Raw genomic sequence first — 21,460 nt, 5'->3', positions numbered from 1 at the left:
CTCAACTAACGCTCCTGCTGGTGAGTGGGGCGGGGGTAGCTGCCGGTCTGACCGGTGCCACCGGCCTGCCGGCCCTGCTGGATGCCCCTACGGAGATTGGTCAGCCGTCCCCGCACGTCGTCGGGCGCGCGCGAGACCTGAGGACCGGTCTGGTTCTGCTGCTCCTGGGCCGTGCCCGCCACGAGGTTCGCCCGGGGCACACGACGCGGCAGACCCGACACGGTGACGCCGCCCGCGGCGGGCTTGCGCACCCGCTCGGCCTGACGCATCAGCTCGTCGTTCGGGGACTGCCGCCAACTGGCCTGGTTCTGGCCGGAAGTGGGGGAGGCGGGCGCCGGTCGCGCGGGCGCCGCCGGGGCCTGTGCCTGCGGACGCTGCGGAGCCTGCTGCTGCGGGGCCGCCTGCTGGGCGCCGCGCTGCGGCAGGGACCGGGCCTGCTGCCCGTACTGCGCATCCTGGCTCTGACCCTGGGGCCGGCCCTGAGCCTGCGCCTGGCCCTGGCCCTGCTGCTGACCGTGGAACCAGTTGGTCTCCAGCGTGTCGTACAGCGGCGTGCGGCCGTCACCCGCATCGGTGGCCGGCGGCAGGTAGTCCTGCTGCGGCTGCGCCGGGATGCTCTGGTCCTGCGCCGGGCGCTGCACGGGCGGGAAGTCCTGCCCGCCGCCGCGCTGCCGCGGAGCCGCCGGACGCTCGTACTGACCGGTGCCCTGGGGCTGCCCGTACTGGCCGGTGCCCTGGGGCTGCCCGTACTGGCCCGTGCCGGACGGGTCCTGCGGACGCGCGTACTGGCCCGTGCCGGACGGGTCCTGGGCACGCTCGTACTGGCCGGTCGTCGACGGATCCTGCGGACGCTCGAACTGGTCGGTGCCGGACGGGTTCTGACGGTTCGGCAGACCGTTGTCCCGGAAGCCGCCCGCACCCGCGGCCGGCCCCCCGTTCCCGTTCGGTACGGCACCGAAGACATCGGGGCGCACGAACTGACCGGTGCCCTGGCCCTGGTTCTGGTCCTGGCCGGACCGGGGCGCGGGCGGCGGCGCGTCGTAGTCGGGGCGCGCGAACTCGGCCGTGGAGCCAGGACCCTGACGATCGTCCCGGACCGCCGGGAACTGCGCCGTCGAGTCCGGCTCGTCGTGACCGCGCGGCGCGTCGAGGTGCGGCTGTGCGTTCTCGTCGCTCCAACTCGGCACGCGCGGCTGCGGGTTGCCGCCCGGCAGCTCGGCACGCGGACCACCGCGCGGCGGCAGCACCGGACGTCGGCCCTGCTGCTCGGCCGGGTCGTTGTGGGTGCGCTGCTGCGGCGGCACGGGACCCTGACCGGCGCCGTTGAAGACACCGGTACCCGGGCCGGTCGGGGCCTGCGGGTTCTGGGCACGAGCCGGCTGCGGGCGCTGCGGCGCCTGCGGGTTCTGTGGACCGCGCTGCTGCCCCGGGTCGCGCGGACCCTGCGGGTTCTGCGGGTTCTGGGAGCCGCCGTCCCGGGCGGGCAGCGCCGCGCGCGGACCGCCGCCACCGGCACCGACCTGCGGCCGCGCCGCACCGGGCCCGGCACCGAGCCGGCCCGCGGCGCCACCACCGGCACCCGGCGTGACACCGCGCCGCGCGCCTGCGGCACCGGCGGAGGCCTGCGCAGCGGCCGGACCGCCGCCGGGGCCACCCTGGCCCGGGAGCTTCTTGCCCTGGGCGACGTCCACGGGAAGCATGACCAGCGCGGTCGTGCCACCGGAGTCCGAGGGACGCAGCTGGATACGGATGCCGTGGCGCTGTGACAGACGACCGACCACGAACAGACCCATGCGGCGGGAGACCGACACGTCCACGGTGGGCGGCGACGCGAGCCGCTCGTTGATCGCGGCGAGGTCCTCGGGGGAGAGGCCGATACCGGTGTCGTGGATCTCGATCAGCACACGGCCGTCGGGCAGCGCGTGACCGGTGACCTTCACCTTGGTCTGCGGCGAGGAGAACGAGGTCGCGTTCTCCAGCAGCTCGGCGAGCAGGTGCACGAGGTCGTTGACGACGCGGCCGGCGACCTCGGTCGCGGGCACGGCGGCGAGCTCGATCCGCTCGTACTGCTCCACCTCGGACGCGGCGGCACGCAGCACGTCGACGAGCGGCACGGGCCGGGTCCACCGGCGGCCCGGCTCCTCACCCGCGAGGACGAGGAGGTTCTCACCGTTACGGCGCATGCGGGTCGCGAGGTGGTCGAGCTTGAACAGCGAGGAGAGCTGGTCCGGGTCGGCCTCGCGCGACTCCAGCTCGGAGATGAGCGAGAGCTGGCGCTGGATGAGGCCCTGGGAACGGCGCGAGAGGTTGGTGAACATCGCGTTGACGTTGCCCCGCAGCAGGGCCTGCTCGGCGGCGAGGCGGACCGCCTCGCGGTGCACGTCGTCGAAGGCCGCGGCCACCTGGCCGATCTCGTCCCGGGAGTGCACACCGACCGACTCGACGGAGGTGTCGACGTCCTGCGGGTCCGACTCCGAGAGCTGCTTGACCAGCTCGGGCAGCCGGTCCTGGGCGACCTTGGTCGCGGTGTCCTGCAGCCGGCGCAGCGAGCGGATCATGGAGCGGGCCACGACGAACGCGCCGACGAGCGAGACGCCGAGCACGATCAGGATCAGCGCACCGTTGATGATGGCGGACTGCTCGGAGGAGTTGCGCAGCTCGCGCGCCTGCTGCTCCATCTGGTTGAGCAGCGTCAGCTCGATCTTGGACATCTCCTGGATACGGGAGCTGTCCGCGTCGACCCAGTCCTTGTAGGAGCGCTTGTCCTGGCTCCTGATGCCGTCCGTCTTGGACAGGACCCGCTCGGCGTACTTGTCCGCCGCCGTGATGGTGGCGTTGTTCTCGGTGAGCGGCTTGAGCAGTTCCTGCGCGGCGACGACGCCGTAGACGCTCTTGAAGGAGTCCAGCTGGGACGCCTGGTTGTCGTGAGCGGCGTCGGCGTACTGCCGGTCGACCTCGGTGAGCTTGCCGAACGTGGTGCTGTTCGGCGGCAGGGCCGCGGCGATGACGGCGCGCTGCTCGGAGGCGTACTCCTTGGCGGACGAGAACGCGGCGAGGGCGCGGGTGCGCTGGATCATCTCGGGGCTGCTCGTCGCCTGCGCCATGTCGGTGGACAGCGAGAGCAGCTGGTTGATGATGCGGGCGTACGCTTCGACGGTCTGCGAGGAGTTGGACTTGGTGGCGTAGGCCTCGGTGCGGATCTTCTTGAGCCGGATCAGGTCACTGGCGATCTGGACCGCGTGCTCCCGCACACCGTTCAGGCTGCCGGACTCGCTGTCGCCCTCGATGTCCGTCGTGCTCTGCAGGAACGTGGCACGGGCGCGGTCCGTCTTCTCCCGCGCCGCCTTGATGCTGAAGTCGTCCGTCGCCTTGGGGTCGTTGGACAGCGGCCCCGCCGACTGGTCGCGCTCCTCCTGGAGCGCCGACGCCAGGTCGGTGGCCTGCTTCGTCATCTCCGTCAGCAGCTTCATGTTGTCGAGCTGCTGGATGTCGTCCAGGGACTCCGCGATACGCAGGGCGCCCAGCGAGGTCGCGGCGACCACGGGCAGCGTCAGCAGAGCGACCAGGCGGGTCGAGATGCGCCAGTTGCGCAGGGCTATTCGGGGGCCGGGCCCGGTGGGCCCCTTGGCCTTGACCGAGGGAGGCGCGGGCGTGGTCGAACCGCCGGACACACCGGAGCGCCCGTCGCGCTCACCGACGTCGACGGACGCCGTGCGCCCCGGGTTCTGGGCGTGCGGGGGCTGGGAGCCGCCTGTTATCGGGCCGGTCCCGCCGCGCGGCTCCGGCTCCGCCGCAGCGCTGCCATCCCTGTTCTTACGTCCCTGCACTAGCGTCGCAACCTCTGGACCAGGCGCCCCACCCGCATGCGCGGACAGGACGGTGTCGGCGTAGTTCGAAGGGCGACCTGAAACGCCCCCCTGTTGGTCGTGAGTGACCGGCGCTGGCTCCCCCTCCCGCCGCTGCTCGACGCTGTCTCGCGCCCCTGTGCGTCGGTTCGATCCCGCGGTGGTCTCGGGAATTCCAGCACAGTGCAGGATCTCCAACAAGGCCCGAGAGACACGGCGTACCACCCGTGACCCCATGTGAGGAGGTTGTTACGAGCCGTAGAAAGTGATCTAGGGGAAACCGGGCATTCGCGGGCGTATCTGGTACGGCCAGGGGGTGTCCCAGTCGCCATGATCGGGAGCGGAATGGTGCCTTCAGTGATGCAATGTCCGTTTCACGGACGGCGCTTGGCGGCCCGAAGTGCCCCATTTGCGTGTCCACTGGTGAGCAAACTCACATGCGCCGGATCACAACTTCCCGGCTTTCGGCGGGAATCAGATGTTTAGCCTGACGCTTTACAGGGATGGCCCATCAGACAACCGCGTCGAACGACCAGGTCGGACGACCACGCCAGACAACCGAGAAGGTTCCAGAGCGCAGCCATGAAGACGACGACGATGTTCCTCAACCTCGCCAACCCGCGGCGCACCACGCTGGCGCACCTCAAGGACGCCGAGGAGATCCAGGCCGCGCCGTTCCTCCCGGAGCACTCCCTCGCGCTGCCGACGAACACGGCCAACCCGAAGCGCACCATCCTGATGGAGAAGCCGCAGTAGGGGCGCCGCGTTAGCCTGGAGCGGTCACATCCCACCCGGGCCCAACGCAAGAATGAGGGGCGCAGCCACCCGTGCGCATCGCCAGATTCTCCATCGACGGGAACGTCGCCTTCGGCGCGGTCGAGGGCGACAAGCCAGACGAGCTCGTCCTCGACATCATCAAGGGCATCCCGTTCGCGGACTTCGAGCTCTCCGGCACCAAGGTCCCGCTGAGCAAGGTCCGGCTGCTGCCGCCCGTGCTCCCGAACAAGGTGATCGCCTTCGGCCGCAACTACGCGGAGCACGCGAAGGAGCTGGGCAACGAGGTCCCCGACACCCCCTTCGCCTTCTTCAAGCCGTCCACGTCCGTGATCGGACCCGGCGACGAGATCCAGTACCCCTCCTTCTCGCAGGAACTGCACCACGAGGCGGAGCTGGCCGTCGTCATCGGCCGCATGTGCCGCGAGGTCCCCCGTGAGCGTGTGAACGACGTCATCCTCGGCTACACCGCCGCGAACGACGTGACCGCCCGCGACGTGCAGAAGCGCGAGAAGCAGTGGGCCCGCGCCAAGGGCTTCGACACGTCCTGCCCGCTGGGCCCCTGGGTGGAGACGGGCCTGGACGTGGCCGCCGCCTCCGACCTCGCGATCCAGTGCACGGTCAACGGGCAGCAGCGCCAGCTCGGCAGCACCTCCCAGATGATCACGTCCATCGCGGACCTGATCGCCAACATCTCCGAGGCCATGACCCTCCTCCCCGGCGACGTCATCCTCACGGGCACCCCGGAAGGGGTCGGCCCCCTCAGCGTCGGCGACGAGGTCGCCGTCAGCATCGAAGGCATCGGCACTCTCACCAACAAGGTTGTCAAGCGTGGCTAGCGCATCCGCCCCAGCAGTCCGTGTCCGTTTCTGTCCCTCGCCCACCGGTAACCCCCACGTGGGCCTGGTCCGCACCGCCCTGTTCAACTGGGCCTTCGCGCGCCACAACCAGGGCACCCTGGTCTTCCGCATCGAGGACACCGACGCGGCCCGCGACAGCGAGGAGTCGTACAACCAGCTCCTCGACGCGATGCGCTGGCTCGGCTTCGACTGGGACGAGGGCCCCGAGATCGGCGGCCCGCACGCCCCGTACCGGCAGTCGCAGCGCATGGACATCTACAAGGATGTCGCCGAGAAGCTCCTCGCCGCCGGCCGCGCCTACCACTGCTACTGCTCCACCGAGGAGCTGGACGCCCGCCGCGACGCCGCCCGCGCCGCCGGCAAGCCCTCCGGCTACGACGGCCACTGCCGCGACCTGACCGCGGAGCAGAAGCAGGCGTACGAGACCGAGGGCCGCAAGCCCATCGTCCGCTTCCGGATGCCCGACGAGACCATCACGTTCACGGACCTGGTCCGCGGCGACATCACGTACGAGCCGGAGAACGTGCCGGACTACGGCATCGTCCGCGCGAACGGCGCCCCGCTGTACACGCTGGTCAACCCGGTCGACGACGCCCTGATGGAGATCACCCACGTCCTGCGCGGCGAGGACCTGCTCTCCTCCACGCCCCGCCAGATCGCCCTCTACAAGGCGCTCATCGACCTGGGCATCGCCAAGCTCGTCCCCGAGTTCGGCCACCTCCCGTACGTCATGGGCGAGGGCAACAAGAAGCTGAGCAAGCGCGACCCGCAGAGCTCGCTCAACCTCTACCGCGAGCGCGGCTTCCTGCCCGAGGGCCTGCTCAACTACCTCTCGCTGCTCGGCTGGTCGCTCTCCGCCGACCGCGACATCTTCTCGATCGACGAGATGGTGGCGGCCTTCGACGTCAAGGACGTCCAGCCGAACCCGGCCCGCTTCGACCTCAAGAAGTGCGAGTCGATCAACGGCGACCACATCCGCATGCTCGACCCCAAGGACTTCGCGGCCCGCTGCGAGCCCTGGCTGAAGGCCCCGGTCGCCCCCTGGGCCCCGGAGGACTTCGACGAGGCGAAGTGGGCGGCGATCGCCCCCCACGCCCAGACCCGCCTCAAGGTCCTCTCCGAGATCACGGACAACGTCGACTTCCTGTTCCTCCCGGAGCCGGCCTTCGACGAGCCCAGCTGGACGAAGGCCATGAAGGAAGGCTCCGACGCCCTCCTGGTCACGGCCCGCGAGAAGCTCGAAGCGGCCGACTGGACCTCCCCGGAGTCGCTGAAGGAGGCCGTCCTGGCCGCCGGTGAGGCGCACGGCCTCAAGCTCGGCAAGGCCCAGGCCCCGGTCCGCGTGGCCGTCACCGGCCGCACGATCGGTCTCCCGCTCTTCGAGTCCCTGGAGATCCTCGGCAAGGACAAGACGCTGACCCGCATCGACGCGGCCCTGGCGAAGCTCGCCGGCTGACCGCGCCGTACAGCACCGAAAGACCCGGAAGCCGACCGCTTCCGGGTCTTTCGGCGTTACGGTCGTGACATGCGAGCCGGGGCCCCGATCAGAGCCGTCGTCTGGGACATCGACGACACGATCTTCGACTACGCGACGGCCGACACGACCGGCATGCGCGCCCACCTCACCACCGAGGGCCTCCTCGGCGCCTTCGGCACCGCCGAGCGGGCCCTCGCCCGCTGGAAGGCCCTCACCCGCGAGCACTGGGCCCGTTTCGAGACGGGCGAGGTCGACTGGGAGGGGCAGCGCAGGGACCGGGTGCGCGCCTTCGTGGGGGAGGCGCTGGACGACGCCGAGGCCGACGCCTGGTTCACCCGCTACCTCGCGCACTACGAGGCCGCCTGGAGCCTGTTCCCCGACACGGTGCCCGCCCTCGACACCCTCGCCGGCACCTACCGGCACGCCGTCCTCTCCAACTCCTCGCTGCACAACCAGGACCGCAAGCTCCGCGCCCTCGGTGTCCGCGACCGCTTCGAGGCCGTCGTCTGCGCGGCCGAACTGGGCGTCGCCAAGCCCGAGGCCGCTGCATTTCACGCCGTCTGTGAGCAGCTTGATCTGGCCCCGCACGAGGTCGCCTACGTGGGCGATCAACCGGACACCGACGCGCGCGGAGCGGTCGAGGCGGGCCTGACCGGCATCTGGCTGGACCGCGCGGAGATCGGCGGCCGGCCCGAGCTCGTCCGCATCACCGGTCTTGACCAGCTGCCCCCGTTGCTGGCGCGGGATACCCGTTTTGGAGCGCCGGAGACCTTCAGGTAATGTTCTTCCTGCGCCGAGGGGAGCGGGCCGAAAGGGCCGGAACCCGGAAGCGCAAGCCGAGCAAAGATCCCCGAGGGGTTGGCGTTCCGGTGGCCTATGGTGTAATTGGCAGCACGACGGTTTCTGGTTCCGTTAGTCTAGGTTCGAGTCCTGGTAGGCCAGCTCGCAGAGCTCATCTGCACCGTGGATTCCAGATCCACAAAGCCCCCGTTGTGTAGCGGCCTAGCACGCTGCCCTCTCAAGGCAGTAGCGCCGGTTCGAATCCGGTCGGGGGTACAGATCCTTCCCGCGAGGACGGCATGGGTAGCTCCCACCGACCTTGATGCAGGATCGCTAGGGCCCCCGTTGTGTAGCGGCCTAGCACGCCGCCCTCTCAAGGCGGTAGCGCCGGTTCGAATCCGGTCGGGGGTACTGGTCTAAACCAATATTGGTCTAAACCACCATGGCCTATGGTGTAATTGGCAACACTACGGTTTCTGGTACCGTCATTCTAGGTTCGAGTCCTGGTAGGCCAGCTCGCAGAGCTCATCTGCAACCGCGGATCTGATCCGCAAGGCCCCCGTTGTGTAGCGGCCTAGCACGCCGCCCTCTCAAGGCGGTAGCGCCGGTTCGAATCCGGTCGGGGGTACGTGAAGAAGAGGCCCTCCCCATTGCGGGGAGGGCCTCTTCTCGTGCGGCAGCCGGCCTGACCTCGAATTCAACGGAAGACAACTCCGGCCGGTCGCTGCGGCGTTGAAGCGACCGGCCGGGAACTGGCAGGAGAATAAGGCGCGTTGTGAGTCAGCCGGTGCGGCGCAGGGCCTCGGAGAGGCGGCCCGCGGCGTCGATCACGGCCTGGGCGTGCATCCGGCCCGGATGGCGCGTCAGGCGCTCGATGGGACCGGAGACCGACACGGCGGCCACCACGCGGTTCGACGGGCCGCGCACGGGCGCGGAGACGGACGCGACGCCCGGCTCCCGCTCGCCGATCGACTGGGCCCAGCCGCGGCGGCGTACGCCCGACAGAGCCGTCGCCGTGAAGCGGGCGCCCTGCAGACCGCGGTGCAGACGCTCGGGCTCCTCCCAGGCCATCAGGATCTGCGCGGACGAGCCCGCCTTCATCGTGAGCGTCGAGCCGACCGGCACCGTGTCCCGCAGTCCGGACAGGCGCTCCGCCGCGGCGACGCAGATACGCATGTCGCCCTGGCGGCGGTAGAGCTGCGCGCTCTCGCCCGTGACGTCCCGCAGATGCGTCAGCACCGGGCCGGCGGTCGCCAGCAGGCGGTCCTCGCCGGCCGCCGCCGAGAGCTCCGCGAGGCGCGGGCCGAGAATGAACCGGCCCTGCATGTCTCGAGCCACCATCCGGTGATGCTCGAGGGCCACTGCGAGACGATGGGCCGTGGGTCTTGCCAGTCCGGTGGCCGCGACCAGCCCTGCAAGGGTCGCGGGTCCGGACTCCAGGGCGCTCAGGACAAGGGCTGCCTTGTCCAGAACGCCGACGCCGCTACTGTTGTCCATGCGTCGATACTCCCGTCTCACTCTGTGAAACGCAAGTTCAATTTCCCGTGGAACTTGCCACTCTGTACGGACACCGGCCCGCGGACCAACGGGCCCGGCAGCCGACGTCCGGTACGAGGGGTACGAGCGACGGCGATCCGAATCTCTAGTTGGGCCGGCGTACCTGAGCCGGCCGGAGGGAAAGCGATGGGTAGGACACTCGCGGAGAAGGTCTGGGACGACCACGTCGTCCGGCGCGCCGAGGGCGAGCCCGACCTCCTCTTCATCGATCTGCACCTGCTGCACGAGGTGACCAGCCCGCAGGCCTTCGACGGCCTCCGGCAGGCGGGCCGCCAGGTGCGGCGCCTCGACCTCACCATCGCCACCGAGGATCACAACACCCCGACCCTCGACATCGACAAGCCGATCGCCGACCCGGTCTCCCGGGCCCAGCTGGAGACGCTGCGCAAGAACTGCGCCGAGTTCGGCGTGCGCCTGCACTCCCTGGGCGACGTCGAGCAGGGTGTCGTCCACGTCGTGGGCCCCCAGCTGGGTCTGACCCAGCCGGGCACCACCGTGGTCTGCGGCGACTCGCACACCTCCACCCACGGCGCGTTCGGCGCGCTGGCGTTCGGCATCGGCACCTCGCAGGTCGAGCACGTGCTGGCCACCCAGACGCTGCCGCTGGCCCGCCCCAAGACCATGGCCATCACCGTCGACGGCGAGCTGCCGGAGGGCGTCACGGCCAAGGACCTGATCCTGGCGATCATCGCCAAGATCGGCACCGGCGGCGGCCAGGGCTACATCCTGGAGTACCGCGGCTCCGCCATCGAGAAGCTGTCGATGGAAGCGCGGATGACCATCTGCAACATGTCCATCGAGGCCGGTGCCCGCGCGGGCATGATCGCCCCCGACGAGACCACCTTCGCCTACCTCGAGGGCCGCGCCCACGCGCCCCAGGGCGAGGACTGGGACGCCGCGGTCGCGTACTGGAAGACCCTGCGCACCGACGAGGACGCGGTCTTCGACGCCGAGGTGTTCATCAAGGCGGAGGAGCTCTCCCCGTTCGTCACCTGGGGCACCAACCCCGGTCAGGGCGCGCCGCTTTCGGCGGACGTCCCCGACCCGGCTTCGTACGAAGACGCTTCGGAGCGCCTCGCCGCCGAAAAGGCCCTGGAGTACATGGGGTTGGAGGCCGGACAGGCGCTGCGCGACATCAAGGTCGACACCGTCTTCGTAGGTTCGTGCACCAATGGCCGTATCGAGGACCTCCGGGCGGCCGCCGCGATCGTCGAGGGCCGCAAAGTCGCCGACGGCGTACGGATGCTGGTCGTCCCCGGCTCCGCGCGGGTGGGCCTGCAGGCCGTCTCCGAGGGCCTGGACAAGGTCTTCAAGGAGGCCGGCGCTGAATGGCGGCACGCGGGCTGCTCGATGTGCCTGGGCATGAACCCGGACCAACTCGCCCCCGGCGAGCGCTCCGCGTCCACCTCCAACCGCAACTTCGAGGGCCGGCAGGGCAAGGGCGGCCGTACGCACCTGGTCTCGCCCCAGGTCGCCGCCGCCACCGCCGTGCTGGGCCATCTGGCCTCCCCGGCCGACCTCGCCGACGACCGTACGCCTGCTGGAGTCTGATCAGCCATGGAAGCATTCACCACGCACACCGGCCGGGCCGTCCCGCTGCGCCGCAGCAACGTCGACACCGACCAGATCATCCCTGCTCACTGGCTCAAGAAGGTGACGCGGGACGGGTTCGAGGACGGGCTGTTCGAGGCCTGGCGCAAGGACTCCGAGTTCGTCCTCAACAAGCCCGAGCGCGCCGGGGCCACGGTGCTGGTCGCCGGTCCCGACTTCGGCACCGGTTCGTCCCGTGAGCACGCGGTGTGGGCCCTGCAGAACTACGGGTTCAAGACCGTCATCTCCTCCCGGTTCGCCGACATCTTCCGCGGCAACTCCCTCAAGAACGGTCTGCTGACCGTGGTCCTGGACCAGAAGGTCGTGGACCGGCTGTGGGAGCTGGTGGAGAGCGACCCGCAGGCCGAGATCACGGTCGACCTGCAGGAGCGCGAAGTTCGCGCCGAGGGCGTCACGGCCTCCTTCGAGCTCGACGAGAACTCCCGCTGGCGGCTGCTGAACGGGCTCGACGACATCAGCATCACCCTGCGCAACGAGGCCGACATCGCCTCCTACGAGGCGCAGCGCCCCGCCTACAAGCCCAAGACCCTCCAGGTCTGAGTCCGGCCCGGCCGCCGAGCCGGCTCCGCCCGGTCTGATCCGCCGCTGGGCAAGGCTCATTCAGGCCACATCTGCAGGACACGTACCCCCAATCGTGCACCGGTTGGGGGTACTTCTATGTCCGGCCCCGACGGCCCTCGGCCGACCCGCGCGGGCGGTCTCCGCGGCCTGTCAACTCCCTTGAATACCAGGGGTGTTCCTGGGGTACGCGAGCTTCGGCGCGGCTCCGGGCGGACGCGTCGCGCAAGGGGCCAGGAGGCCCCTGTGGGGCGGGAGTTACCCCCTGCGGAGGCGACAACTCGCCCCAGATGGCACAATCTGTGCATGGAACACGACGGCCAACTCCAGCTGTACGCGGCGGTCGCGAACCAACTCAAAGAAGCGCACGCCCGAGTGCGCTCACTGCAAGTCCCGGAGGGCGTACGGATGGCGCTGACCCGGAAGCTGCTGGCCATTACGGCCGCGGCCAAACACGACGTGGCCGGTGCGGCAAGGCGTCTGGAGCGATTCAGGGCGGACCTCGACGACTTCGAAGAGGGCTCCGGCACTGAAGAGGAACTCTGAGACTGCCGAGTTCGTTGCGGCACAAGGGTGATTAGCCCGTTTCGCGTTTGATTTGCGGTATATATCTGCCTAACGTGCGAAAAAGCCGGGTCGAAAGAGATTCGCTCCGGCAATGTCTCCGAAGGGGAAGACGTGAACAAGGCGCAGCTCGTAGAAGCGATTGCCGACAAGGTCGGTGGCCGTCAGCAGGCCGCCGAGGCTGTCGACGCCGTACTCGACGCCGTCGTCCGTGCCGTGGTCAACGGTGACCGCGTCTCGGTCACCGGCTTCGGTTCGTTCGAGAAGGTCGACCGCCCGGCCCGTTACGCCCGTAACCCGCAGACGGGTGAGCGCGTCCGGGTCAAGAAGACGTCGGTTCCGCGCTTCCGTGCGGGCCAGGGCTTCAAGGACCTCGTCGCGGGCTCGAAGAAGCTCCCGAAGAACGACGTCGCGGTCAAGAAGGCGCCCAAGGGCAGCCTGACCGGCAGCGCTTCGGCGACGGTCAAGAAGGCCGCGGCCAAGAAGACGACGGCCAAGAAGGCCGCCGCCAAGAAGGCGACGCCGGCGAAGAAGACCGCTGCGAAGAAGACCACCGCCGCCAAGAAGGCGACGACGGCCAAGAAGGCGACCGCCACGAAGAAGGCGACCACCGCCAAGAAGGCGACGACGGCGAAGAAGGCGGCTCCGGCCAAGAAGGCCACCACCGCCAAGAAGGCCACCGCGAAGAAGACGGCTCCCGCCAAGAAGGCCACGGCCAAGAAGGCGCCCGCCAAGAAGTCGACTGCGCGCAAGACCACCGCCAAGAAGGCCACCGCCCGCAAGAAGTAAGGGCGTATGCCACCAGGCTGCTCACGCGCCGGGCCGGGCTCCCCTCGGGGAGCCCGGCCCGCGGCATGTCCGGCGCCCTGAACCCCGCTCCCGAGGTCCGCGGAGCGGGGTTCAGAAGGTCTGCAGGGTCACCAGCGCGATCCGGCGCGCCTCGCCCTCTCCCTGTACCTCGATACGCACCCGCTGGCCGGGCCGCAGCAGGCGCAGCCCGCCGGCGTCGAAGGCGGCGGGGTCGAAGGGCATCGGCGTCCCGTCATCCAGAAGGACGCTGCCGGAGCGGGTATCGGGGTCGTACGTGTACGCGGTGGCCTGCATGCAGGCAGCGTACTCAGTCCACGGTCAGCAGCCCCGCCGTGGCCTTCGCGGTGTACGGGCCCACGCCCAGGGCGAGCGCGGCGCGCAGATCGTCGCCGGTGTCGACGTCCTGACGTACGGAGTCCACGCCGTCGAGGGGAAGTTCCGTGGCGCCCGACGCCGTGTGCCGGGCGCGGGAGGCCGCGCCGAATGCCGGAAGCAATTCCGTGCCCGGAGCCGCGGACAGGAGCGTGGTGCCGATTCCGGCGGCATCGGGCAGAAAAGCGCGGGGGAATGCGGTGGCCGCCGCGAGAACGCGGGCCAATTCGGCGGGACGCAGCGCGGGCAGGTCCGCGTTCAGGGCCGCCAGCGACGCGGCGGGGCGCAGGGAGCGTACGGCCGCCGCACCGTGCGCGAGAGCGGCATTGAGACCCGCCTGCGGGGTGTCGGCGACGATGCGGGCCCCCAGGGCCGCCAGTTCGCGGCCGGCCCGGGCGTCGTCCGTGACGACCACCACATCGCGGACCGCCGCACAGGCCCGTGCGGCGGCCACCGTGTCCTGCGCGAACGCCAGCGCCAGGCCCGGGCGCAGGGCCCCGGCCGCGGGCGCCAGCCTGCTCTTGGCCCGCACCAGCGGTTTCAGCGGTATCACCAGGGTCCACTGCACGCGCCTATTGTGACCTGTGCATGAGGTGCAGCTGTTCGCGCGGGCGTACGGTGTTCTCGACAGACCGGTGGCCTGGGGCGACACTTGTGCGGCCCGCCAGGCCCCGCCTGCAAGGTCCTAGAGGAAGGTGTCCGAGTGTCCCGCCGCAGAATCGGCTTCTGGTACCGCTTCGCAGCGGTCCTCTGCAAACCGCCCCTGGTGGTTCTGTTCAAGCGGGACTGGCGCGGAATGGAGAACATTCCTGCCGACGGCGGATTTATCACCGCGGTCAACCACAATTCGCATCTGGACCCGTTCCTGTACGCCCATTTTCAGTACAACAGCGGACGAGTCCCGCGATTCCTCGCCAAGCACGGCCTCTTCAAGAAGGGGTTCGTGGGGGCCGCGATGCGCGGCACCGGGCAGATTCCCGTCTATCGCGAGTCCACGAACGCGCTGAGCGCCTTCCGCGCCGCGATCAACGCCGTGGAGCGCGGCGAGTGCGTCGCCTTCTATCCCGAAGGAACGCTCACCCGGGATCCCGAACTGTGGCCCATGACCGGTAAGACCGGCGTCGCGCGCGTCGCGCTGCAGACACAGTGCCCGGTCATTCCCGTCGGCCAGTGGGGAGCCACCGAAGTACTTCCGCCCTATACGAAGAAGCCGCATTTCTTCCCGCGCAAGACGCACCATGTCCTCGCCGGTGAGCCCGTCGACCTGTCGCGTTTCTACGACAAGGAGATGACGCCGGAGCTGCTGAAGGAGGCGACCGAGGTCATCATGACCGAGATCACCTCGCTCGTGGCGGAGTTGCGCGGTGAGAAGGCTCCGCAGAAGCGCTACGACCCGCGCGAGGCGCGCATCGAGCAGCGCCGCAAGTCGCAGGAGCAGAGCGGCAGTTCGGAGGAGAACAAGTGACCCGACCCGTGAAGGCCGCAGTCTTCGGGACCGGCTCATGGGGTACGGCATTCGCCATGGTGCTCGCGGACGCGGGGTGCGATGTCACGCTGTGGGGCCGCCGCGCCGAACTGGCCGACGCCGTCAACTCCACCCGTACGAACCCGGATTACCTGCCCGGCGTCGAACTCCCCGCCGGTGTGCGTGCGACCACCGACGCGGCCGAGGCCGCGGCGGGCGCCGACTTCACCGTGCTCGCCGTGCCGTCGCAGACGCTGCGTGCCAACCTCGCCGACTGGACCCCGGTGCTCGCCCCCGACACCGTCCTCGTCTCCCTGATGAAGGGCGTCGAGCTCGGTTCGGCGATGCGGATGAGCGAGGTCATCGAGGACGTCACGAAGGTCGGCCAGGAGCGCATCGCGATCGTCACCGGCCCGAACCTCGCGCGGGAGATCGCCGCCCGGCAGCCCGCCGCCGCGGTCGTCGCCTGCCGCGACGAGGCCGTCGCCCAGCGCCTCCAAGTCGCCTGCCACACCCCGTACTTCAGGCCCTACACGAACACCGACGTGGTCGGCTGCGAGCTCGGCGGCGCCGTGAAGAACGTCATCGGCCTCGCCGTCGGCATCGCGGACGGCATGGGGCTCGGCGACAACACGAAGGGCTCGCTCATCACGCGCGGCCTCGCGGAGACGACGCGCCTGGGGCTGGCCATGGGCGCCGACCCGATGACGTTCTCCGGACTCGCGGGCCTCGGGGACCTGGTGGCCACCTGCTCCTCCCCGCTGTCGCGCAACCACACCTTCGGCACCAACCTCGGCAAGGGTATGACCCTGCAGGAGACCATCGCGGTCACCAAGCAGACCGCCGAGGGCGTCAAGTCGTGCGAGTCGGTGCTGGAGCTCGGGCGCCGCCACGGCGTCGACATGCCCATCACGGAGACCGTCGTCGGCATCGTCCACGAGGGGAAGCCGCCGGTCGTCGCTCTCAAGGAGCTGATGTCGCGCTCCGCCAAGCCCGAGCGACGCTGAGCGACGGCGGCGCGGCGGGGCTCTGCGGGCGCTGACTCCTGTGCTACCAGCAGGTACCCTCAACGCGATATGAGCAGCGAGAACCTCCCCCAGAGCCCTGCGTCCGCCGCGTCCGCCACCGGCGGACAGAAGCCGCGGGTCGCCGTCGTCTTCGGTGGTCGAAGCTCCGAGCACGGCGTCTCCGTCGTCACCGCCGGCGCCGTGCTGCGCGCCATCGACCGCTCCAAGTACGACGTGCTGCCCATCGGCATCACGCGTGAGGGGCGCTGGGCGCTGACGTCGGACGACCCCGAGCGGATGGCGATCACCGACCGCAAGGTGCCGGACGTGGCCGATCTCGCCGATTCGGCCGAGGGCGGGGTCGTGCTTCCGGTCGACCCGGCCTCGCGCGAGGTCGTCTACAACGAGCCCGGCTCCGTGCCCAAGGCCCTCGGAGACGTCGACGTCGTCTTCCCCGTGCTGCACGGCCCGTACGGCGAGGACGGCACGATCCAGGGACTCCTGGACCTGTCCGGGACGCCGTACGTCGGCTGCGGTGTGCTCTCCTCGGCCGTCGGCCAGGACAAGGAGTACATGAAGCGGATCTTCACGTCCTTCGGGCTGAAGGTCGGGCCGTACCTCGTCGTCCGGCCGCGCGAGTGGGAGCAGGACCAGGAGGGTGCGCGGCGCCGCATCGCGGAGTTCGTCGGCGAGCAGGGCTGGCCGCTGTTCATCAAGCCCGCACGCGCCGGTTCCTCGATCGGCATCACGAAGGTCGACTCCTTCGAGGGGCTCGACGAGGCCATGGAGACCGCCCGCGCCCACGACCCGAAGGTCATCGTCGAGGCGGCCATCGTCGGGCGGGAGATCGAGTGCGGCGTGCTTGAGTTCGAGGACGGCCCGCGTGCCTCCGTCCCGGCCGAGATCCCGCCGGTGCAGGCCCACGACTTCTACGACTTCGAGGCCAAGTACATCGACTCCGCCGCCGGCATCGTGCCCGCGCCGCTCACCCCGGAGCAGACGGCGGAGGTCCAGCGGCTCGCCGTCGCGGCCTTCGACGCCGTGTCCTGCGAGGGCATCGTGCGGGCGGACTTCTTCCTCGGGGAGGACGGCGAGTTCGTGATCAACGAGATCAACACGCTGCCCGGCTTCACGCCGATCTCCATGTACCCGCGGATGTGGCAGGAGAGCGGGGTCAGCTACCCGGAGCTGGTGGACCGGCTGCTGCAGGCCGCGCTGCGCCGGTCGACCGGGCTGCGGTAGGACTACTTCGCTTCGCGGGCCGCGCCCCGCATCGGTGGCCCGCATTGTCTGGATGCGGGCCGCGCCCCGCATCTTGTGTCCCGAGGCGTGTGCTCAGTCGTGTGCCACGCGTCGGATGCCCCGCGGGTGCGCGCTCTCTGGAGCGCGTGTCGCCGGGCGTGCGCCCTGTCGGGTGCGCGGTGTGTGGGGTGTGTGCGGAGTCTGGGGTGCGTGCGGTGCGCTGCGCGGGGCGCGCGTCGCGTCAGTCGGCGATCCCCTTCGGGATCGCCTTCTTGACGGCCTGCGCCAGATCGACGAGCGGGCCCGCCCCGCCCAGGGAGACCTGCTTCTTGGGGATCGTCAACTCCACATAGGCGAGACGCCCGCCCGTCGTCATGCGCTGCGCGCCGTCGTCGAGCCCCTCCACGACCCACTCCACATCGTCGACCGTCGCGGGCATGCTGCCCTTCTTCAATACCGCGTCCGGCCACGGCACACCGCAGCGCAGTATGATCGCCGGACTTCCCCAGGCCGCGGTCAACTCGGAGTGCGGTTCGGGATCGTTGCGCTCAAGTCCGTCGACCTTCTGCGGCAGCAGTTCGTGCAGATTCCGGCACAGCTTGGTGACCTTCGCGTCCGGGGTGGGAACCGTCGCCGCGGGCGCATCGTCCGTTGAAGCGCAGCCCGAAGCGGCGGCGATCATCAGGGACAGTGCGGGCAACCCGATGGCAAGGCGGAGCCGGTGGCGAAGAGAGTTCACCGGCACAGGGTAGACGGGGGCTAGAGGTGGACGACCGGGCAGGTCAGGGTTCGTGTGATGCCGTCCACTTGCTGGACCTTGGCGACCACCATGCGACCCAGCTCGTCGACCGTGTCGGCCTGCGCACGCACGATCACGTCGTAGGGGCCGGTGACATCCTCGGCCTGTATGACTCCCGGAATCTTTCCGATCAGCTCGGCGACGGTCGACGCCTTGCCTACTTCGGTCTGGATCAGGATGTACGCCTGTACCACGGAACCTCCAGGGCGGCCACGAGGATCATGTGGGGAGAAGGGACGCCACGGTATCGCGTCGCCGCTCGTCGCGGGGAGACCCGGGGTGGCTGTGGCGTACACACCGTGTACACGGCGGCCGCGCAAGGGATCGTGGAGGCACGCCCATGAGGGAAGAAGAGGGCAGGCCCGTGACACAAACCGTACCCATGACAGAGACGGCCCGCGACCGCAAGCAGGCCGGGGCAGAAGGGGCAGTACGCGCATGAAGGGCACCGTCGGCGAGCTGGGGGAGTTCGGACTCATCCGAGAGCTGACCTCGCGGCTCACCACCACCCCGGCCGTACGGATCGGCCCCGGCGACGACGCCGCCGTGGTCGCCGCGCCGGACCGCAGGGTCGTCGCCAGCACGGACGTCCTGCTGGAGAACAGGCACTTCCGGCGCGACTGGTCCACGGCGTACGACGTCGGCCGCAAGGCCGCCGCGCAGAACCTCGCCGACATCGCGGCCATGGGCGCCGTGCCGACGGCCCTGCTGCTCGGCCTCGTGGTGCCCGCAGAGCTGCCCGCGTCCTGGCCTTCGGAGCTGATGGACGGGCTGCGCGACGAGTGCCAGGTGGCCGGCGCCGCGGTGGTCGGCGGCGACGTCGTCCGCGGCGACACCATCACCATCGCGATCACCGCGCTCGGCGATCTGCGCAACCGCGAGCCCGTGACACGCGCCGGCGCGCAGCCCGGCGACGTCGTGGCCGTGACCGGGTGGCTCGGCTGGTCCGCGGCCGGGTACGCCGTGCTCTCCCGCGGCTTCCGCTCGCCGCGCGCCTTCGTCGAGGCGCACCGCCGGCCCGAGCCGCCGTACCACGCGGGCCCCGCCGCGGCCGGGCTCGGCGCGACCGCCATGTGCGACGTGAGCGACGGACTCATCGCCGACCTGGGCCATATCGCCGAGGCCAGCAAGGTCCGCATCGACATCAAGTCCGGGAAGGTGGACGTGCCCTCCCAGATGAACGACATCGGCCAGGCCGTCGGCGTCGACCCGCTGCAGTGGGTCCTGACCGGGGGAGAGGACCACGCGATCGTCGCCACCTTCCCGGCGGACGTGAAGCTGCCCGCCAGATGGAAGGTGATCGGCGAGGTGCTGAACCCCTCGGCCCTGCCCCAGGTCACCGTGGACGGCGCGCCCTGGACCAGCAAGGGCGGCTGGGACCACTTCGGGGACGACTTCCCCGGTGGGGAGATCGAGTCGTGACCGCCTCCACCACCGCGCCGGTACGAGTGCTGACCGTCGCCGGGTCCGACTCCGGCGGTGGCGCCGGGATCCAGGCCGACCTGAAGACCATGCTGGCCCTGGGCACCCACGGCATGAGTGTCGTCACGGCCGTCACCGCCCAGAACTCCCTCGGTGTGCAAGGAGCCTGGGAGCTGCCGGCGGAGGCGGTGCGCGCCCAGTACCGCAGCGTCGTCGACGACATCGGAGTCCAGGCCGTCAAGACGGGCATGCTGGCCTCGCCCGAACTCGTCGAATGCGTCGCCGAGTTGCTCGCGGGCACCGATGCCCCCGTCGTGATCGACCCGGTCGGGGTGTCCAAGCACGGAGACTCGCTGCTCGCCGCGTCGGCCCTGGACTCCGTCCGTACGAAGCTGCTGCCGACCGCCACCGTCGCGACCCCGAACCTCGACGAGGTGGCTCAGCTCACCGGTGTGCAGGTCGAGTCGGAGGACGGGATGCGGCGTGCCGCGGCGGCGATGCTCGCGTACGGGCCGCGCTGGGTGGTGATCAAGGGTGGGCATCTGCGTTCCGATGACGGGCATGCGCGCTCCGGTTCTGCGTCTGCATCTGTGTCTGCTCCTGCACCTGTGTCTGTTTCTGCTTCCGGTCCGGGTGGGGGCGGTTCCGTGGCTGGGGGATCCTCCGAGGCCGTGGATCTGCTGACCGACGGATCCGAGGAGCATTGGCTGCGTGCCCCGCGGCACGACAACCGCCACACCCACGGCACGGGCTGCACCCTCGCCTCCGCGATCGCGGCCCAGTTGGCCAAGGGGCAGTCCGTCCCCGAGGCCGTGCGCGCGGCCAAGGAGTACGTGACCGGGGCGATCGCCGCCGGATTCGCACTCGGCGGTGGGATCGGGCCCGTGGATCACGGCTGGAGGTTCAGGGCGGCCGCCGGCGTCGACTCGCCTGCCAGGCCGTAGTCCTTCAGCGCCAGATTGCTCGCCGCCTTCTCCGTGATGCGTTTGAAGAAGCCCGCCAGGAGACGTGAGCTGAGCATCCGGTACGCCCGGTCGCGGCTGCGGATCTTCTTCTCGGTGGGCGGGGCGAGGAACGGGCCCGCGTTCCCGGAGAGCTTCTGGCAGCCCTTCGCGTACTTCGTTATCCCCGCCTCGAAGGCCGCGAACGCGGTGCGGTGATCGCCGCGCGCCGCCACCAGTTCGCCCGTCAGGACGTAGGCCGACACCAGCGCCGTGCCGGTGCCTATGCCTCCCATGGTGGCGCCGTACCCCGCGTCGCCGAGCAGGATCACCCGGCCCTGCGAGAGCCGGTCCATGTGGACCTGGGCGATGGCGTCGAAGTACAGGTCGTCCGCCGTGTCGAGCGCGTCGAGGATCTGCTCCACATGGGGCCAGGCCATGCCCCGCAGCTTCTCGGCGACGATGCGCTTCTGCTGGTCGACGTCCTTGCGGTCGTACGTGAGCTGCGGTGACCGGAAGACCACGGCGGCGCCCGCCCGGTCGGCGTCGCCGTCGTAGTTGCTGATCATCGCGGTGCGGCCCGGCTCGGTGTACAGCCGGGCGGTACGGTCCAGGCCCAGGTGATTGGGCATGTCGAACCCGGCGACGTAGTGGTCGAAGAACCGCAGGTACCGGGACTCGTCGCCGAAGACCAGTCGCCGTGTGTTCGAGTGCAGGCCGTCCGCGCCGACGATCAGGTCGAAGGCGCGGGGAGCGCCATGGTCGAACGTGACGTCGACGCCCGAGGCCGTCTCCGTCAGGGTGGCGATCGAATCGCCGAAGACGTAGACGACGGTGTCCTTCGTGCGCTCGTAGAGGAGTTTGGACAGGTCGCCGCGCAGGACCTCGACATCGCCGCTCATCAGATGCGCGGGCAGGTCCACGCGCTCGCTGTCGTCCGCGTCGACGATGGTCTGGTGGCCCATGTCGGTCCGGATCCTGTGCAACTCGTCCCAGATGCCCATGCGGGTGAGGACGGTGCGGTGGACGTGGCCGCGGAAGTCGACCGCGAAGCCGCCTTCGCGCAGGGCCGGAGCCTTCTCGACGACGGTGACGCGAGCGCCCTGACGGGACAGCCAGAAGGCGATCGCGGGGCCGGCGACGCTGGCGCCGGAGACCAGGACGTCGAGGTGGGCGAGCGCGTCGCCGACGGACTCGGGCTTCGACTCGGGCTTGGGCTCGGACTCGGGCTTGGGCCGGGGCATGGCCTTGTGCGTGGCGGTGGTCGGGAGGCTGTCGGTGGCCCGGTGATTGCCGGTGGTGCGTGTCTGCTTCGTCATGGCAGTGAGCTTGCGGTCCGGCGCTTACCGTTCGCTGACCACTCGCTGACCGGGCCT

The 21,460-nt window shown here is 70.1% G+C and carries 20 protein-coding genes and 5 tRNA genes; 18 read left to right on the top strand and 7 right to left on the bottom strand.

Features of this window, described 5'->3' with window-relative positions:
- Nucleotides 1–5 precede the first annotated feature (5 nt).
- Nucleotides 6–3,827 (bottom strand): nitrate- and nitrite sensing domain-containing protein, encoded by a 3,822-nt coding sequence (locus ACQUQD_RS12315; RefSeq protein ID WP_428952094.1) that lies wholly within the window; start codon nucleotides 3,825–3,827, stop codon nucleotides 6–8.
- Between the two features lie 600 nt (nucleotides 3,828–4,427).
- On the opposite strand from ACQUQD_RS12315, the gene ACQUQD_RS12310 reads away from it, so the two are divergent.
- The 9 genes from ACQUQD_RS12310 to ACQUQD_RS12270 all read left to right on the top strand — a co-directional run bounded on the left by ACQUQD_RS12310 (nucleotide 4,428) and on the right by ACQUQD_RS12270 (nucleotide 8,364).
- Nucleotides 4,428–4,601 carry a hypothetical protein gene (locus ACQUQD_RS12310; protein WP_428952093.1) on the top strand — a complete coding sequence of 58 codons (174 nt, stop codon included), beginning with the start codon at nucleotides 4,428–4,430 and terminating at the stop codon, nucleotides 4,599–4,601.
- A 71-nt stretch (nucleotides 4,602–4,672) separates the two neighbouring features.
- Complete coding sequence (locus tag ACQUQD_RS12305; RefSeq protein WP_428952092.1) at nucleotides 4,673–5,458, top strand: fumarylacetoacetate hydrolase family protein; 786 nt, start codon at nucleotides 4,673–4,675, stop codon at nucleotides 5,456–5,458.
- Nucleotides 5,451–6,935, top strand: coding sequence for a glutamate--tRNA ligase (gene gltX, locus ACQUQD_RS12300; RefSeq protein WP_428952091.1), 1,485 nt, complete (start codon nucleotides 5,451–5,453; stop codon nucleotides 6,933–6,935). The genes ACQUQD_RS12305 and gltX overlap by 8 nt, the downstream gene beginning before the upstream one ends.
- Nucleotides 6,936–7,004: 69 nt before the next feature.
- Nucleotides 7,005–7,736 (top strand): HAD family hydrolase, encoded by a 732-nt coding sequence (locus ACQUQD_RS12295; protein ID WP_428952090.1) that lies wholly within the window; start codon nucleotides 7,005–7,007, stop codon nucleotides 7,734–7,736.
- Between the two features lie 90 nt (nucleotides 7,737–7,826).
- A tRNA-Gln gene (locus ACQUQD_RS12290) sits at nucleotides 7,827–7,898 on the top strand.
- A 41-nt stretch (nucleotides 7,899–7,939) separates the two neighbouring features.
- Nucleotides 7,940–8,012 (top strand) — tRNA-Glu (locus ACQUQD_RS12285).
- Nucleotides 8,013–8,074: 62 nt separating this feature from the next.
- A tRNA-Glu gene (locus ACQUQD_RS12280) sits at nucleotides 8,075–8,147 on the top strand.
- Nucleotides 8,148–8,179: 32 nt separating this feature from the next.
- A tRNA-Gln gene (locus ACQUQD_RS12275) sits at nucleotides 8,180–8,251 on the top strand.
- A gap of 40 nt (nucleotides 8,252–8,291) precedes the next feature.
- Nucleotides 8,292–8,364, top strand: a tRNA-Glu gene (locus tag ACQUQD_RS12270).
- Nucleotides 8,365–8,516: 152 nt separating this feature from the next.
- On the opposite strand, the gene ndgR is transcribed toward ACQUQD_RS12270, so the two are convergent.
- Entirely contained in the window at nucleotides 8,517–9,233 is a 717-nt protein-coding gene (ndgR, locus tag ACQUQD_RS12265) for an IclR family transcriptional regulator NdgR (protein ID WP_026245909.1), read from the bottom strand.
- A 186-nt stretch (nucleotides 9,234–9,419) separates the two neighbouring features.
- Between ndgR and leuC the strand changes: the two genes are divergently transcribed.
- The 4 genes from leuC (at nucleotide 9,420) to ACQUQD_RS12245 (ending at nucleotide 12,815) form a co-directional block, all read left to right on the top strand.
- Complete coding sequence (leuC, locus tag ACQUQD_RS12260; RefSeq protein WP_428952089.1) at nucleotides 9,420–10,844, top strand: 3-isopropylmalate dehydratase large subunit; 1,425 nt, start codon at nucleotides 9,420–9,422, stop codon at nucleotides 10,842–10,844.
- A 6-nt stretch (nucleotides 10,845–10,850) separates the two neighbouring features.
- Nucleotides 10,851–11,444 carry a 3-isopropylmalate dehydratase small subunit gene (gene leuD / locus ACQUQD_RS12255; protein ID WP_428952088.1) on the top strand — a complete coding sequence of 198 codons (594 nt, stop codon included), beginning with the start codon at nucleotides 10,851–10,853 and terminating at the stop codon, nucleotides 11,442–11,444.
- 324 nt (nucleotides 11,445–11,768) lie between these two features.
- Nucleotides 11,769–12,008 (top strand): hypothetical protein, encoded by a 240-nt coding sequence (locus ACQUQD_RS12250; RefSeq protein WP_428952087.1) that lies wholly within the window; start codon nucleotides 11,769–11,771, stop codon nucleotides 12,006–12,008.
- Between the two features lie 132 nt (nucleotides 12,009–12,140).
- Nucleotides 12,141–12,815, top strand: a complete 675-nt coding sequence (locus ACQUQD_RS12245; protein ID WP_428952086.1) for an HU family DNA-binding protein — start codon at nucleotides 12,141–12,143, stop codon at nucleotides 12,813–12,815.
- A 111-nt stretch (nucleotides 12,816–12,926) separates the two neighbouring features.
- On the opposite strand, the gene ACQUQD_RS12240 is transcribed toward ACQUQD_RS12245, so the two are convergent.
- Both ACQUQD_RS12240 and cofC read right to left on the bottom strand, forming a co-directional pair.
- Nucleotides 12,927–13,130: a hypothetical protein gene (locus tag ACQUQD_RS12240; RefSeq protein ID WP_428952085.1), complete on the bottom strand. Its 204-nt coding sequence runs from the start codon at nucleotides 13,128–13,130 to the stop codon at nucleotides 12,927–12,929.
- 13 nt (nucleotides 13,131–13,143) lie between these two features.
- A complete protein-coding gene (gene cofC, locus ACQUQD_RS12235) occupies nucleotides 13,144–13,776 on the bottom strand; it encodes a 2-phospho-L-lactate guanylyltransferase (RefSeq protein ID WP_428952084.1) in 633 nt (210 codons plus the stop codon).
- A 135-nt stretch (nucleotides 13,777–13,911) separates the two neighbouring features.
- Here cofC and ACQUQD_RS12230 point away from each other — a divergent pair, with 135 nt between their 5' ends.
- The 3 genes from ACQUQD_RS12230 to ACQUQD_RS12220 all read left to right on the top strand — a co-directional run bounded on the left by ACQUQD_RS12230 (nucleotide 13,912) and on the right by ACQUQD_RS12220 (nucleotide 16,922).
- Nucleotides 13,912–14,673 (top strand): lysophospholipid acyltransferase family protein, encoded by a 762-nt coding sequence (locus tag ACQUQD_RS12230; protein ID WP_428952083.1) that lies wholly within the window; start codon nucleotides 13,912–13,914, stop codon nucleotides 14,671–14,673.
- Nucleotides 14,670–15,680, top strand: a complete 1,011-nt coding sequence (locus ACQUQD_RS12225; protein ID WP_428952082.1) for an NAD(P)H-dependent glycerol-3-phosphate dehydrogenase — start codon at nucleotides 14,670–14,672, stop codon at nucleotides 15,678–15,680. The genes ACQUQD_RS12230 and ACQUQD_RS12225 overlap by 4 nt, the downstream gene beginning before the upstream one ends.
- 69 nt (nucleotides 15,681–15,749) lie before the next feature.
- Nucleotides 15,750–16,922 (top strand): D-alanine--D-alanine ligase family protein, encoded by a 1,173-nt coding sequence (locus tag ACQUQD_RS12220; RefSeq protein ID WP_428952081.1) that lies wholly within the window; start codon nucleotides 15,750–15,752, stop codon nucleotides 16,920–16,922.
- Nucleotides 16,923–17,163: 241 nt separating this feature from the next.
- Here the strand turns inward: ACQUQD_RS12220 and ACQUQD_RS12215 are convergent, their stop codons facing one another.
- Complete coding sequence (locus ACQUQD_RS12215) at nucleotides 17,164–17,661, bottom strand: DUF3515 domain-containing protein (protein WP_428952080.1); 498 nt, start codon at nucleotides 17,659–17,661, stop codon at nucleotides 17,164–17,166.
- A gap of 20 nt (nucleotides 17,662–17,681) precedes the next feature.
- Nucleotides 17,682–17,915, bottom strand: a complete 234-nt coding sequence (locus tag ACQUQD_RS12210) for an Lrp/AsnC family transcriptional regulator (protein WP_016642988.1) — start codon at nucleotides 17,913–17,915, stop codon at nucleotides 17,682–17,684.
- 244 nt (nucleotides 17,916–18,159) lie between these two features.
- Between ACQUQD_RS12210 and ACQUQD_RS12205 the strand changes: the two genes are divergently transcribed.
- Nucleotides 18,160–19,143 carry a thiamine-phosphate kinase gene (locus ACQUQD_RS12205; RefSeq protein ID WP_428952079.1) on the top strand — a complete coding sequence of 328 codons (984 nt, stop codon included), beginning with the start codon at nucleotides 18,160–18,162 and terminating at the stop codon, nucleotides 19,141–19,143.
- Nucleotides 19,140–20,087 (top strand): bifunctional hydroxymethylpyrimidine kinase/phosphomethylpyrimidine kinase, encoded by a 948-nt coding sequence (gene thiD / locus ACQUQD_RS12200; RefSeq protein ID WP_428952078.1) that lies wholly within the window; start codon nucleotides 19,140–19,142, stop codon nucleotides 20,085–20,087. Before ACQUQD_RS12205 ends, thiD begins: the two co-directional genes overlap by 4 nt.
- On the opposite strand, the gene ACQUQD_RS12195 is transcribed toward thiD, so the two are convergent.
- Nucleotides 20,033–21,403 carry an FAD-dependent monooxygenase gene (locus ACQUQD_RS12195; protein ID WP_428952077.1) on the bottom strand — a complete coding sequence of 457 codons (1,371 nt, stop codon included), beginning with the start codon at nucleotides 21,401–21,403 and terminating at the stop codon, nucleotides 20,033–20,035. The genes thiD and ACQUQD_RS12195 overlap by 55 nt on opposite strands.
- Nucleotides 21,404–21,460 lie beyond the last annotated feature (57 nt).

Source organism: Streptomyces sp. cg35, assembly GCF_050410835.1.
Lineage (GTDB): Bacteria > Actinomycetota > Actinomycetes > Streptomycetales > Streptomycetaceae > Streptomyces.
The sequence above is the reverse complement of the archived record's forward strand: the minus strand, read 5'-3'. Positions and strand labels throughout refer to the sequence as shown.